General features: G+C 63.4%; 11 protein-coding genes and 1 pseudogene. 6 read left to right on the top strand and 6 right to left on the bottom strand.

Annotated elements, in window-relative coordinates; all coding sequences use genetic code 11:
- Positions 1-594 (bottom strand): annotated as a pseudogene (locus QZY06_RS19790) (hypothetical protein); the annotation flags it as partial.
- A 105-nt stretch (positions 595-699) separates the two neighbouring features.
- On the opposite strand from QZY06_RS19790, the gene QZY06_RS19785 reads away from it, so the two are divergent.
- A complete protein-coding gene (locus QZY06_RS19785; protein WP_295687410.1) occupies positions 700-969 on the top strand; it encodes a hypothetical protein in 270 nt (89 codons plus the stop codon).
- A 95-nt stretch (positions 970-1,064) separates the two neighbouring features.
- Here QZY06_RS19785 and QZY06_RS19780 read toward each other — a convergent pair whose 3' ends face one another.
- On the bottom strand, positions 1,065-1,763 hold the full coding sequence (locus QZY06_RS19780) for a YjbF family lipoprotein (protein WP_295687408.1): 699 nt from the start codon (positions 1,761-1,763) through the stop codon (positions 1,065-1,067).
- A 228-nt stretch (positions 1,764-1,991) separates the two neighbouring features.
- Between QZY06_RS19780 and rlmKL the strand changes: the two genes are divergently transcribed.
- From rlmKL to QZY06_RS19765, 3 genes are all read left to right on the top strand, one after another.
- Positions 1,992-4,223: a bifunctional 23S rRNA (guanine(2069)-N(7))-methyltransferase RlmK/23S rRNA (guanine(2445)-N(2))-methyltransferase RlmL gene (rlmKL, locus tag QZY06_RS19775; protein ID WP_367275689.1), complete on the top strand. Its 2,232-nt coding sequence runs from the start codon at positions 1,992-1,994 to the stop codon at positions 4,221-4,223.
- Between the two features lie 138 nt (positions 4,224-4,361).
- On the top strand, positions 4,362-4,955 hold the full coding sequence (locus tag QZY06_RS19770; protein WP_295687403.1) for an SRPBCC family protein: 594 nt from the start codon (positions 4,362-4,364) through the stop codon (positions 4,953-4,955).
- Entirely contained in the window at positions 4,952-5,311 is a 360-nt protein-coding gene (locus QZY06_RS19765) for a DUF1428 domain-containing protein (RefSeq protein WP_295687401.1), read from the top strand. Before QZY06_RS19770 ends, QZY06_RS19765 begins: the two co-directional genes overlap by 4 nt.
- A gap of 55 nt (positions 5,312-5,366) precedes the next feature.
- On the opposite strand, the gene dcd is transcribed toward QZY06_RS19765, so the two are convergent.
- From dcd to apbC, 3 genes are read right to left on the bottom strand one after another with little or no spacing between them, the layout of a single operon-like run.
- Complete coding sequence (gene dcd, locus QZY06_RS19760; RefSeq protein WP_022975460.1) at positions 5,367-5,933, bottom strand: dCTP deaminase; 567 nt, start codon at positions 5,931-5,933, stop codon at positions 5,367-5,369.
- Between the two features lie 41 nt (positions 5,934-5,974).
- Positions 5,975-6,589, bottom strand: a complete 615-nt coding sequence (locus QZY06_RS19755) for a hypothetical protein (RefSeq protein ID WP_295687398.1) — start codon at positions 6,587-6,589, stop codon at positions 5,975-5,977.
- 17 nt (positions 6,590-6,606) lie between these two features.
- Positions 6,607-7,689, bottom strand: a complete 1,083-nt coding sequence (gene apbC / locus QZY06_RS19750; protein WP_295687395.1) for an iron-sulfur cluster carrier protein ApbC — start codon at positions 7,687-7,689, stop codon at positions 6,607-6,609.
- A gap of 74 nt (positions 7,690-7,763) precedes the next feature.
- On the opposite strand from apbC, the gene sbcB reads away from it, so the two are divergent.
- Entirely contained in the window at positions 7,764-9,209 is a 1,446-nt protein-coding gene (gene sbcB / locus QZY06_RS19745) for an exodeoxyribonuclease I (RefSeq protein WP_295687392.1), read from the top strand.
- Here the strand turns inward: sbcB and QZY06_RS19740 are convergent.
- Positions 9,206-10,906, bottom strand: coding sequence for an acetolactate synthase large subunit (locus tag QZY06_RS19740; RefSeq protein WP_295687388.1), 1,701 nt, complete (start codon positions 10,904-10,906; stop codon positions 9,206-9,208). The genes sbcB and QZY06_RS19740 overlap by 4 nt on opposite strands.
- 185 nt (positions 10,907-11,091) lie before the next feature.
- On the opposite strand from QZY06_RS19740, the gene metG reads away from it, so the two are divergent.
- Positions 11,092-12,574 (top strand): methionine--tRNA ligase (gene metG / locus QZY06_RS19735; protein ID WP_295687386.1); only part of this gene is annotated, 1,483 nt, incomplete at its 3' end.

The raw sequence follows: 12,574 nt of genomic DNA, 5'->3' as shown, positions 1-12,574 counted from the left end.
CTGTCGCGCACCGGATGCCTGCGGATATCGACCGACATTGCCACGGGCGTTGGCATTGGCGCGGCCGCTATTGCCACGGTCCGTACCGGCCAGTTGGCCGTTGCTGTTGCCGAGAGGACGGCAGTCCGGCAGACGCTGCTGATTCGAGCCGTTGCTATAGCTATTACGGCTGGAATAATTGCTGCTGCCAGAATTATTGTCGTTGCGAACGTCGGGGTTGTCGCCTGTCCCGGTCTGCGTCGACAACTTCTTGTCGCGGAAACTGCCATCGGGCGAGGCCACCGCGCCACCGCTGCTGGCACCGCTGGTGCCTAGCGCCTCAAGCGCGCGCTGCCGCTGTTCAGGCGTCAACTGATCGATCGACGAAGGATCGAACGGCAGCTGAGCCTGAACGGCGGCCCACGGCAGGCAGCCGATCAGCAGGCCAGCCACGAAGGCGGAGGCAGTCGGGAAGATCCGCGTTCTTACAATGGGCATGAATTCGTTCAAAAGATTGAAATATCGCCAACAGCGCCGGCGGATCGTAAGGATAACGGCTCCACTGCGCCACTGCGGAATATTCGGCTGCGGCGTGTTGTTGCTACCGCAGGGCATTCAGCGCTGGACGTTGCCGAACCTGACAGCTATCCTGACGGCAGTCTCGATGCACCTCCAGCTGGGGCGTCCCGAGTCGCCCGAACCTCTCAGGAGCTTACAAAAATGAAGCATGTAGTCACCGGATTGACCCTCGCCCTGCTCGCCGCCACCTCGACCGTGGTGTCTGCTGCCGACCCGGCTCCCGCTGGTGCTGCGGGCAGCGTTGAAAAGGCCTCGACGTTTGCCAATGGCAATGTCGCCACGATCATCGCCATCGGCGCCGGCGCCGCTACCGGCATCGCCGTGTACGTGCTGGGTGCCAGCGATGGTGCCAACTCGACTTCGACCTCGACAGCAACGGCGACTTCGACGGCGACTGCAACGACCCGCTAAGGGCCGTCGCAGCAACAAAAAAGCCGCTCTTCGGAGCGGCTTTTTTTGTGGGTCTGCTGATTGGCTGTTGGTAATCGCAGCCGATCACCACAGCTTCAAACCGCGTCGGGCGGCGGCTCGATGGCTGGTCTCAGCACTTCCATCGTGATTGCCGCCACTTCCGGGCAGTATTGCTGGCGGGATTTCAGCATCAGCCCGCTGTCGACATCGAACCAGTAGCGGTTTTCGGCTTTCCAGCGCCATTTGCCGACCTTGATGTGCTCGCTCAGCATCACCGTGCGCCGCGTGCGACCGACCAGGGTCAGTGTTTCCTCACCGAGCCATTCGCAACGCGATTCCACCGGCACGCTGAAGTCATCTTTCGGGCGCAGATCGATAATGCGGCCGACACGCGAGTCTTCAGTGCCAGGCACGCGATGCAGCACCGGCAGCAACGAATCAGCACCGGTCCAGCGAGTGCCGAGCAGATCGCGCGGCATGCCGATGGTCTTGACCAACCGGCCACGCTCGGTAATCAGCACCACCCGATCGGCCGACGCCCAGTGCAGCTTCGCGCCGTTGATGTTGGCCAGGATCATGATCACCGGCGCACTGCTGCCAATGCGCACACCCATGCTCGCGTAGGGGATGTCGTCGATCTGTGCATTGGTCAGCGCATAACCATCGCTGCCGAACAGACTGCCCGGCTTCTTGAATGGCGCTCCAATCAGCTGCAGCGATGGGCTGGCGCAGCCAGTTGTCAGCAATCCGCCCACCGCGCCCAGCCCCGCGAGCAGAACTCGACGGCGGCTCAAGCGCGGGTCAGCGGTCGGTTCAGAGGCTTGTTCGAAATGGGGCATCGGATGGTCGATGACGATCACCGGTAAAATGCGGGGAGGCAGTGTAACCGCTGCGAGTATCGTGCCAGTCGATGGCACTGCAATGAATCCTGCGGCCCCGTCCGCTGCCCCTGCCGGACGCCGCCCCCTGCCGTGACTGACGAAACCTCGACCCTCTCCCCTACCGGCCAGCCGTCCGCACCCTTGCCCGGTCCGCTGTTCGTCACCTGTGCGCGTGGCCTGGAACCGCTGCTGGTCGACGAGCTGAAAGCCATTGGTCTGAGCGAAGTCGCCGAGCGCGGCGGCGGTGTCACCGCCAGCGGCACCTGGGCCGATGCCTATCGCGCCTGCCTGTGGTCAAGACTGGCCAGTCGCGTGCTGCTGCCACTCGATTTTTTCGAGATCGAGGATGCCGATGCGCTGTATGAAGGCGCCAAGCGCATCGACTGGACCGCCTGGTTCGATGTCGGTTCGAGCTTCGCCATCGATGTCGCCGGCCGCTCGAACACCGTCACGCATACCCATTTCGCCGCGCTCCGGGTCAAGGACGCGCTCGCCGATCGCTTTCGCGACGTTCACGGTCGCCGACCGAACGTCGACGCCGACGATCCCGACGTGCAGATCCACGTCCATCTGCATGGCGCACAGGCCACCATCAGCCTCGATCTGTCCGGCGAAAGCCTGCACCGGCGCGGCTATCGTCTGGCAACCGGCGGCGCACCGCTGAAGGAGAACCTCGCTGCGGCAATCCTGATCCGCAGCGGCTGGCCCGCGGTGTTTGCCCGCGGCGGCAGCCTGTTCGATCCGATGTGCGGCTCCGGCACCCTGCTCCTCGAAGCGGCCCTGATGGCCGGTGATGTTGCTCCCGGCCTGATGCGCACGCGGCACGGTTTCCTGGCACTCAGCACCTGCGAGATCGATAACTGGCGCGCGTTGATGGATGAAGCGAAAGCGCGCCGGGAAACTGGCGCGGAGCGCATTCCGACGATGTATGGCGCCGATCTCGACCCGGCCGCGCTGAAAGCCGCGCGCGGCAACATCGAGCGGGCTGGTCTGGCCTGGAAGATCAAGCTGACCGAGGCCGATGTCTCCCTGATGCGGCCACCAACCGCGACGCCAGGCCTGGTGGTCACCAATCCACCTTACGGCGAACGCATGGGCAGCGAGGCCGAGATGGTCAAACTGTACAGCCTGCTCGGGGCGCTGCTGAAGCAGCACTTCCATGGCTGGCGCGCCGGCGTATTCACCGGCCGGCCGGACCTCGGACCACGCCTAGGCCTGCGCGCCGAGCGGATGTACGCCTTCTACAACGGCGACCTGCCCTGCAAGCTGCTGACCTTCGACATCGCCGCGCGCGATCCGGATGCCGCGCTGCCGGCGCAGATCGTCGACGGCGATTTCGCCAATCGCCTGCGCAAGAATCTCAAGCATCTCGGCAAATGGGCCAAGCGCACCGGCGTCAGCAACTACCGCCTGTACGATGCCGACCTGCCCGACTACGCACTCGCCGTCGATCTCTATCAGACCGATCAGCTGCACGTGCACGTGCAGGAATACGCGCCGCCGAAGACCATCGATCCGGTCCACGCCGAGCGCCGCCTGCGTGAAGGCTTGAACGCAATCCAGCAGGTGCTGGAAGTGCCGATCTCGAACATTCACCTGAAGGTACGGCGTCAGCAGAAGGGCGATTCGCAATACGGCCGCCAGGGCGAAAGTGGCGCGCTGCATGTGGTCGACGAACACGGCTGCCGCCTGCAGGTGAACTTCACCGATTACCTCGACACCGGCCTGTTCCTCGATCACCGGCCAATGCGGATGCGCATCCGCGCCGAAGCGCAGGGCGCACGTTTCCTGAATCTGTTCTGCTACACCGGCTCGGCCACCGCGCAGGCGGCCGTGGGCGGCGCGATCGAAAGCGTGTCGGTCGATCTGTCGAACACCTACCTGGACTGGGCGCGCGAAAACCTGCGCCTGAACGGCATCCGCATGGTCGATGTCGAGCGTCGCAGCGCCAAGGAAAATCCGCATCGCTTCTATCGCGCCGACTGTCTCGCCTGGCTCAAGGAGCAGGCTGACAAGTCCCGCCCGCCGCAGTTCGACCTGATCTTCTGCGACCCGCCGACCTTCTCGAACTCGAAGAAGATGGACGGCACCCTGGATATCCAGCGCGACCATGTCGAGATCATCACCCTGTCCGCACAACTGCTGGCGCCCGGCGGCGTGCTGTACCTCTCGTGCACTCGCAAGCGCTTCCAGCTCGACGACCTGAAGCCGCACGGCCTCGATGTCGAGGACATCACGCCAAAGACGCTGGACGAGGATTTCAAGCGGCCGCCCGCTGCGCATCGCGCCTGGGCGATCCGGAAGGTCGGCGCCGTCTGGCGTCTGGCCGGCCAGACAGCCGAAACCAGAATTCCAGGCAAAGCAAAGCCTTAGAAAATACTTTCGTAGATCTCCAAGATCGCTGTCGATTTTGCTGACGGCCGTTCGACGTAGAGACAAGAGCGGAAATTCGGCCTGGCGATGATCGCCGGCTGATCCGGCTCCCTCACTCGAAGCCACCGGAGATATGCCATGTTCAAACTGATTGTCGCCGTCATCGCCGTGCCTCTGGCCGGCGTCCTGATCGCCGCCGCGCTCAAGCCCGACAGCTTCAGCGTCCAGCGCTCCACCCGGATCGACGCAACGCCGGAAACGATCTTTGCGCTGATCAACGACCTGCACCAGTTCAACCGCTGGAACCCCTACGAGCGCAAGGACCCGGCGATCAAGGGACGCTACAGCGGACCCGCCAGCGGCGTCGGCGCGGCGCACGCCTGGGAAAGCGCCAAGGTCGGCACTGGCCGCATGGAAATCTCGTCCAGCTCGCCACCCTCGAAGGTCGAGATGAAGCTCGAGTTCATCAAACCGTTCAAGGCCACCCATCAAGTCGAATTCGCGATGGCGCCGACTGCCACCGCGACTGAAGTCAGCTGGACGATGTCCGGAGCAATGCCGTTCATCTCCAAAGTCATGAGCGTCTTTGTCAGCATGGACCAGATGATCGGCAAGGATTTCGAGGATGGCCTGGCCAACCTGAAAACCATCGCCGAGCAACCAAGCACGACCGAATCCAGCCGTGCCGACTCCCCACAGAGCACCCGCACGCACAACGAGGAGCAGTCATGAACTACGTCGACGGTTTCGTCATCCCCGTTCCGAAAGCCAAGCTGGACGCCTACCGCAAACTAGCCGAAAAAGCAGCCGCGATCCTGCGCGAGCTCGGTGCGCTGGAAGTCCGCGAATGTGTCGCCGATGACGTCAAGACCGGCGTGCAGACCTCGTTTCCGCAGAGCGTGTTGCTGAAGGACGACGAGGTGGTGGTGTTCTCTTGGATCGTCTTCGAATCACGCGAGGCGCGCGACAAGATCAACGCCGCGTTCATGGCCGATCCACGCATGGCCAGCATGATGGATCCCAGCACGCATCCGTTCGACAGCAAGCGGATGTTCTTTGGCGGCTTCAAGGTGCTGGTGGCAGCTTGAACCTCACCTTGGCCCCGCGCAGGACTTGGCCGGCTGTGCCGAGTCCTGCAGTGATTCAAGTCTTCGGCAGCGTCACACCGGTCTGCCCTTGATATTTACCGCCCCGATCGCCGTACGACGTCTCACAGATCTCATCGCTCTCGAAGAACAGCATCTGCGCCACGCCTTCGTTGGCATAGATCTTCGCTGGCAAGGTCGTGGTGTTCGAGAATTCCAGCGTCACGTGGCCTTCCCATTCGGGTTCGAGGGGGGTGACGTTGACGATGATTCCGCAGCGCGCGTACGTGCTCTTGCCGAGGCAGATGACCAGGGTCGAGCGCGGGATGCGGAAGTACTCAACGGTGCGCGCTAGCGCGAACGAGTTCGGCGGGATGATGCAGACATCGGACTTAAGGTCGATGAAGCTGCGCTCGTCGAAGTTCTTCGGATCAACGATCGTCGAATTGATGTTGGTGAAGATCTTGAACTCGTCTGCGCAACGCACGTCGTAGCCATAGCTCGAGGTGCCGTAGCTGACGATCTTGTTGCCGTTGGCGGTGCGAATCTGGCCGGGCTCGAACGGCTCGATCATCCGGTCGCTGGCGGCCATGCGCTTGATCCACTTGTCTGACTTGATGCTCATCGGCGGCGGGTTCGGTCTGGCTGCGGGGTTTCGGGACGTGATTATCGCTGAAGCACTTCGAGGTCTTCGACCCAGATGACCTCGCAGGCGCCAGCGCCGGTATCGTCGCGGCGCAAGGAACTGCGAATCTGCATGCCGTTCGGCGCCACGGCTTCGACGAGCCGCCCGCGCAAGCGGATCAGCTGACCACGCCGAAGTGCCGAAATCCGCCGCCCAATCACCGACGTCGCCGGGATCAGGTGCATGTTCGCTGCACTATTGATGATCTGTTGCTCGGGAATCGGAAACTGGGCGACGTGCCAGTACATGAAGCGCCCGCTCTGGCTGAGCTCGATCTGTGCCAGCACGGCGCTATCGGACATCGCGCCCCAGCCGAGACCGACGTCGACTGGCACCAGCCCGGCCAGCCGGTCGAAGCGATAACTTTCAGTGGTCAGCACGCGGGCTTCGAGCGCGAAGCCGGCCAACGGCGTCAGTCGATAGCCGCGATGCACGAACGGCGCGGCCTCATCGCCTGACAGCGCTGTCTGTGCAGGCGCTTCAGCGATCAGCACGCCGGGCGGCTGTTCGACTTCGCGATGCGTCCAGGCATTCCAGCCTCCCCACCCAGCCAGGGCCAGCGCGATCCAGACCCAGCTGACAGACCGGTTCAGCATCGCGGGCCGGGCACGAATCAGTCGTCGCTGATCGACAGATTCGGGAAGGCCAGTTCGCCAGCCACGCCATAGGCCAGACGCGCCGCAGCCAGACGGGCGATGTCGCGGTAGCGCAGACTCAATTCCGAGCGCGGATCGGCGGCGACGGTCGGATTGCCGCTGTCGGCCTGCAGGCGAATACGCATGTCGAGCGGCATCTGGCCGAGCAGCTCGGTGCCCGCTTCACGCGCCAGCTTGTCGCCGCCGCCGGTACCGAAAATCGCCTCTTCATGGCCGCAGTTGGTGCAGACATGGGTCGCCATGTTCTCGATCACGCCGAGCACCGGAATGCCGACCTTGCGGAACATCTCCAGGCCTTTGCGAGCATCGAGCAGAGCGATGTCCTGCGGCGTGGTGACGATGACGCTGCCGGCCACCGGCACTTTCTGCGACAGGCTCAGCTGGATATCGCCGGTGCCCGGCGGCATGTCGACGATCAGATAGTCGAGATCGTCCCAGACGGTGTCGGTCAGCATCTGGGTCAACGCCTGCGTGGCCATCGGCCCGCGCCAGACGGCCGGCTGGGCATCGTCCTTGAGCAGGAAGCCGATCGACATCGCCTGCAGGCCGTGGGCGATGATCGGATTGATGCGCTTGCCGTCCGGCGAGCTGGGCCGCTCGCGCGACCCGAGCATCAGCGGCTGCGACGGCCCGTAGACGTCGGCATCGACGATGCCGACCCGCGCCCCTTCGGCCTGCAGCGCCAGCGCCAGATTCACCGCGACCGTCGACTTGCCGACGCCACCCTTGCCCGAAGCCACCGCAAGGATATTGGCGACCCCCGGCAGCGGGTTCAGGCCTTTCTGCACCGCCTGCGGCAATACGCGGCAGCCGATGCGCACCTGCACCTCGACACCACAGGCGGCCAGCAGCAGCGCTTTCACGTCATCGACGATGCCGGCCGCGATCCCCGCTGCCGGGAAGCCCAGTTCAATCGAAACTTGAGGGCTGTCGCCCGGCGTCAGTTCGGCAATGCATTCGGCACTGACCAGGCCGCGGCCGATCAGCGGATGAATGTAGCTATCGAGCGCAGCAAGCAGGGATTCGCGGGTAGCAAGCACGGGCGGTTCACGAACGGTGGAAAGGCTGCGCTATTGTCTCGCATTCCGCCGCCCTCGCCCGCCCGCATCCGCACATGAGCTTCAGCTTCGTCTGGCACGACTACGAAACCTTCGGCACCGACCCGGCCCGCGATCGCCCCTCGCAGTTCGCTGCGCGGCGTACCGATGAAAACCTGGAGCCGATCGGCGAACCGCTGGTGATCTTCTGCGCGCCTGCGATCGACGTGCTGCCGCATCCGGAAGCCTGCCTGATCACCGGCATCACGCCACAGCAGGCCCGTGACGAAGGCCTGCCGGAGTACGAGTTCGCACGCCAGATCGACGAGCTGTTCAGTGTCCCTGGCAGCTGCGCGGCCGGCTACAACTCGATCCGCTTCGATGACGAAGTCACCCGCTATCTGCTTTATCGCAACTTCCACGAGGTCTATCTGCGCGAATGGCGCGGCGGCAACTCGCGCTGGGATCTGATCGATGTCGTCCGCCTCTGGCATGCACTTCGGCCTCAGGGGCTGGAATGGCCGGTCGGCGACAACGGCGCCACCACCTTCAAGCTGGAACGCTTGAGCCGCGCCAACGGTCTGGTCCACGAGAAAGCCCATGACGCGCTCAGCGATGTCGACGCCACCATCGCCGTCGCCAAACGTCTGAAGACCGCGCAGCCGCGGCTGTTCGAACACACCCTGAAACTGCGCGACAAGAAATTCGCCGCAACCCTGCTCAACGTCCACGAGATGGCGCCGGTCGTTCACGTGTCGTCGAAGATCCCTGCCATGCGCGGCTGCATGGCCGTGATCGCGCCGATCGCGATGCACCCGACCAACAGCAACTGCGTGTTGACCTTCGATCTGAGCTGCGACATCGACGAGCTGCTGGAGCTCGATGCCGACGATCTGCGTGATCGCGTGTTCGCGTCGAACGACGATCTGCCCGATGGTCTCACTCGCCTGCCGCTGAAAGGCGTGCACCTGAACAAGTCGCCGATGCTGTCGCCGCTCGCCACGCTGCGTGGCCCGGATGCCGAGCGCTGGGGCATCGATATCGCTGCCTGCCTCGCCAATCAGGCGAAGTTGCTCGCCGCCGGCGATGCACTGCGCGACAAGGTTCGCGAAGTGTTCACCCAGGAACCGCGCGACTGGGCCGATCCGGAACTGTCGCTGTACGGCGGCTTCCTGGCCGACGCCGACAAGCCGCGCCTGGCGAAAGTCCGCAATGCCGGCCCCGACACCATCGCCCGCCTGCACGGCAGCTTCGCTGACGCGCGCTACGACGAACTGCTGTTCCGCTACCGCGCGCGCCATTACCCGGACACGCTCGACGAAGACGAGCGCGCGCGCTGGCAGGACTTTGTGTCCGGCAAGCTGCTCTACGACACCGGCGTCGCCAGCCTGACCCTGAACGCCTATCGCGAGCAGGTCGCGATGATGGCCGAGCGCGAAGGCAACCCGGAGCGGCTACGGGTGCTGGCGCAGTTGGCGGTGTGGCCGGAGGAATCGGGGCTGGAGGCTTTGCTGCGTGCTTAAAGCTTCGCCACCAGCTGCCCCATGCGCTCGGTCAGCTTGACGTTTTCGCGGTAGTCCACAGGCACCGCGATCAGCGCGGGTCCGGGCTGGCAAAAGGCTTCTTCCAGCGCGCCCGGCAGCTGGTCGGTTGCCGTCAAGGTTCGGCCCCAGCAGCCGAATGATTGCGCCAGCAGTTCGAAGTCCGGATTGCTGAATTCAAGCGGGAAGTGCTTACCGAACTCGTTCTGCTGCTTCCATTCGATCAGGCCGTAACTGCCGTCGACCCAGATCATCACAACGATGTTGAGCCGGTAACGAACGGCCGTTTCCAGGTCCTGCAGGTTCATCAGGAAGCCGGCGTCGCCGCAGATCGCCAGCACGCGCTTTTCGGGCGCGGCGAACTTGGCGCCGATGGCACCGGGCAGCGCGAAACCCATCGAGCAGAAGCCGTTGGAGATCATCACGCTGTTCGGCGTTTCCGCCGGGTAATAGCGGCCGATCCACAGCTTGTGGGCGCCGACATCAGACAGCAGGATGTCGTCAGCCTTGAGGAATTCGCGCACGTCCCAGAGAACTTTCTGCGGTTTGATCGGGAACGCGCTGTCGTTGCGTTCGCAGCCGTGATCGGCGGCGATCTGCTCCCGCAGCGGCTGCCATTTGCCGATGTCGTGCAGCGGCAGGTTTGCCGAGTGATCGCGATCGAGCACAGCGCTGATCTGGGCCAGGGTGCCAGCGATGTCGCCGACTACATCGGCGGCCACGGCGTAATCCTGATCGACCTCGGCGGGCAGGAAATCGACGTGGATGATCTGCTTGTCGCGCCTGGCATTCCAGAATTGCGGGCTGTATTCGACCAGGTCATAGCCGATCACCAGCACCGCGTCGGCGGATTCCATTGCCTGATTGCCGTAGTCGTGCGCCTGCAGGCCGATGGTGAACAGGTTGTGCGGGTCCGAACGCGTCAGCGCACCCTTGCCCATGAAGGTGTTGAACACCGGCAGGCCGGTCTTGTGGGCCAGGGCGCTCAACTGCACGGCAGCGCGGTCCCGCAGCGCGCCGTTGCCCGCGAGGATCACCGGGTTCTTCGCCTTGACCAGGATCGCCACCGCCTGTTCGACAGCTTGAGCATCCGCGGTCGGCCGGCGTGTCTTGTAGACCGGCATCGGCGCGCCAACCAGCTGGTGCTTTGCCACATCCTCCGGCAGCTCGATGACGCAGACGCCGGGCTTCTCGGTTTCCGCGAGCTTGAACGCCTTGCGCAGAATTTCCGGGATCGAATCGGCGGCGATGATCGACTGCGCCCACTTGGAGATCGGCCGCATCATCGCGATCGCGTCCATGTTCTGGTGGCTTTCCTTGTGCAGCCGGCGCGTCGAGCCCTGGCCGATGATCGCGACCACCGGCGAGCGGTCGAGATTGGCGTCGGCCAGACCGGTGACCAGATTGGTCGCGCCCGGCCCGAGGGTGGCCAGACAAACGCCGGCACGTCCGGTCAGCCGGCCGTAGACATCGGCCATGAACGCTGCCGCCTGCTCGTGGCGAACCAGGATGAAGCGAATCTTCGAATCCAGCAGCGCGATCATCAGATCGGCGTTTTCCTCGCCGGGCAGGCCGAAGATGAGTTCGACACCTTCGGCTTCGAGGCAGCGCACGAACAGCTCGGCAGCCTTGATGGTCTTGCCACCGGTTGCCGCGTCAACGGCCTTTGCATCATTCATGAGCTTGGGTCTGCCTGTCTGAGGGGAGCCGGCGCAGGCGTCATCGTCCTGATCATCCGGGCATGTGTGGCTTGGACTGGATCGCCCCGCCGCAGTTCAGCCGGCCGGCGAACCTGAGCCAGAGTGTCCGGAATGCTTGGGCCTGCGTGCGATAATCGCGCCTCGTTTCAAGCCGCCCTCGCACCATGTCCGCCCGAAAGATTCTCGTCACCAACGCCCTGCCCTACGCCAATGGCCCGCTGCACCTCGGCCACATGGTCGGCTACATCCAGGCCGACATCTGGGTGCGCTTCCAGCGCATGTGCGGCAATGAGGTGACCTACGTCTGCGCCGACGACGCCCACGGCACGCCGATCATGCTGGCCGCCGAGAAGGCCGGCGTCGCCCCGGAAGCGTTCATCGCCGGCATGCAGGAATCCCACGCGGCCGATTTCGCAGCCTTCGGCGTGGCCTTCGATCACTACCATTCGACGCATTCGGACGAGAACCGGAAGCTGTCGGAATCGATCTATACGAAGCTGAAAGCGAAGGGTTACATCGCCAGCCGCTTCATCGAGCAGGCCTACGATCCAGTCAAGGAAATGTTCCTGCCGGATCGCTACATCAAGGGCGAATGCCCGAAGTGCGGCACTGCCGACCAGTACGGCGACAACTGCGAAAACTGCGGCGCGACCTACGGGCCGACCGACCTCAAGAACCCGAAGTCGGTCGTCTCCGGCGCCACGCCGGTGCTGAAGGAATCCGAGCACTACTTCTTCACGCTGTCGAAGCTACAGGCCGAAGTCCAGCAATGGCTGGAAGCCGCGAACGTGCATTCCAGCGTCAAGGCCAAGCTGCGCGAATGGCTCGATGGCGGCCTGCGCGACTGGGATATCTCGCGCGATGCGCCCTACTTCGGCTTCGAGATTCCGGATGCGCCGGGCAAGTACTTCTACGTCTGGCTCGATGCGCCGATCGGCTACTTCGCCAGCCTGAGCGCCCTGCTCGGCAACGACGAAGCCAAGCTCGCCGAGTTCATCGGCCCGGATTCCACCGCCGATATGTGGCACTTCATCGGCAAGGACATCATCAACTTCCACGGCCTGTTCTGGCCGGCGATGCTGAAAGGCGCTGGCCATCGTCAACCGACCGGGCTATCGGTCAACGGCTATCTGACCGTCAACGGCGCGAAGATGAGCAAATCGCGCGGCACGTTCATCAAGGCGCGCACCTTCCTCGACGCCGGTCTGAATCCGGAATACCTGCGCTACTACTTCGCGGCGAAGCTGTCCGATGGCGTCGACGATCTCGATTTGAATCTCGATGATTTCGTGGCGCGCGTGAACAGCGACATCGTGGGCAAGTACGTGAATATTGCCAGCCGTTGTGCCGGATTCATCGAAAAAAGATTCGATGGCCGCTTGGCGGAATTCTTCGATGATGAGTTCGCGGATTGGTACCGCCTGTACTTCATAGAAGCAGCAAGCTCAATTCGTCAGGCGTACAACGATCGAAACTATCTTGCCGCGATCTCACAAATTATGGGTCTGGCTGACAGTGCGAATGAGTGGATTCATGATCGCGAGCCTTGGGTTCTAGCAAAGAATATTGATGCCGAGTATCCGGAGCCTGAAAAAATTTCAGCGCAACTTCATCAGGTTTGTTCGATTAGTTTGAACATTTTTCGGG

This window comes from uncultured Nevskia sp. (assembly GCF_903885465.1).
Lineage (GTDB): Bacteria > Pseudomonadota > Gammaproteobacteria > Nevskiales > Nevskiaceae > Nevskia.
The sequence above is the reverse complement of the archived record's forward strand: the minus strand, read 5'-3'. Positions and strand labels throughout refer to the sequence as shown.

What these genes read in the sequence shown, in the direction of transcription:
- QZY06_RS19740 (WP_295687388.1), bottom strand. Translation starts at nt 10,906, where the DNA reads ATGAATGATGCAAAGGCCGTTGACGCGGCAACCGGTGGCAAGACCATC.
- dcd (WP_022975460.1), bottom strand. Translation starts at nt 5,933, where the DNA reads ATGAGCATCAAGTCAGACAAGTGGATCAAGCGCATGGCCGCCAGCGAC.
- QZY06_RS19765 (WP_295687401.1), top strand. Translation starts at nt 4,952, where the DNA reads ATGAACTACGTCGACGGTTTCGTCATCCCCGTTCCGAAAGCCAAGCTG.
- QZY06_RS19770 (WP_295687403.1), top strand. Translation starts at nt 4,362, where the DNA reads ATGTTCAAACTGATTGTCGCCGTCATCGCCGTGCCTCTGGCCGGCGTC.
- QZY06_RS19785 (WP_295687410.1), top strand. Translation starts at nt 700, where the DNA reads ATGAAGCATGTAGTCACCGGATTGACCCTCGCCCTGCTCGCCGCCACC.
- sbcB (WP_295687392.1), top strand. Translation starts at nt 7,764, where the DNA reads ATGAGCTTCAGCTTCGTCTGGCACGACTACGAAACCTTCGGCACCGAC.
- QZY06_RS19755 (WP_295687398.1), bottom strand. Translation starts at nt 6,589, where the DNA reads ATGCTGAACCGGTCTGTCAGCTGGGTCTGGATCGCGCTGGCCCTGGCT.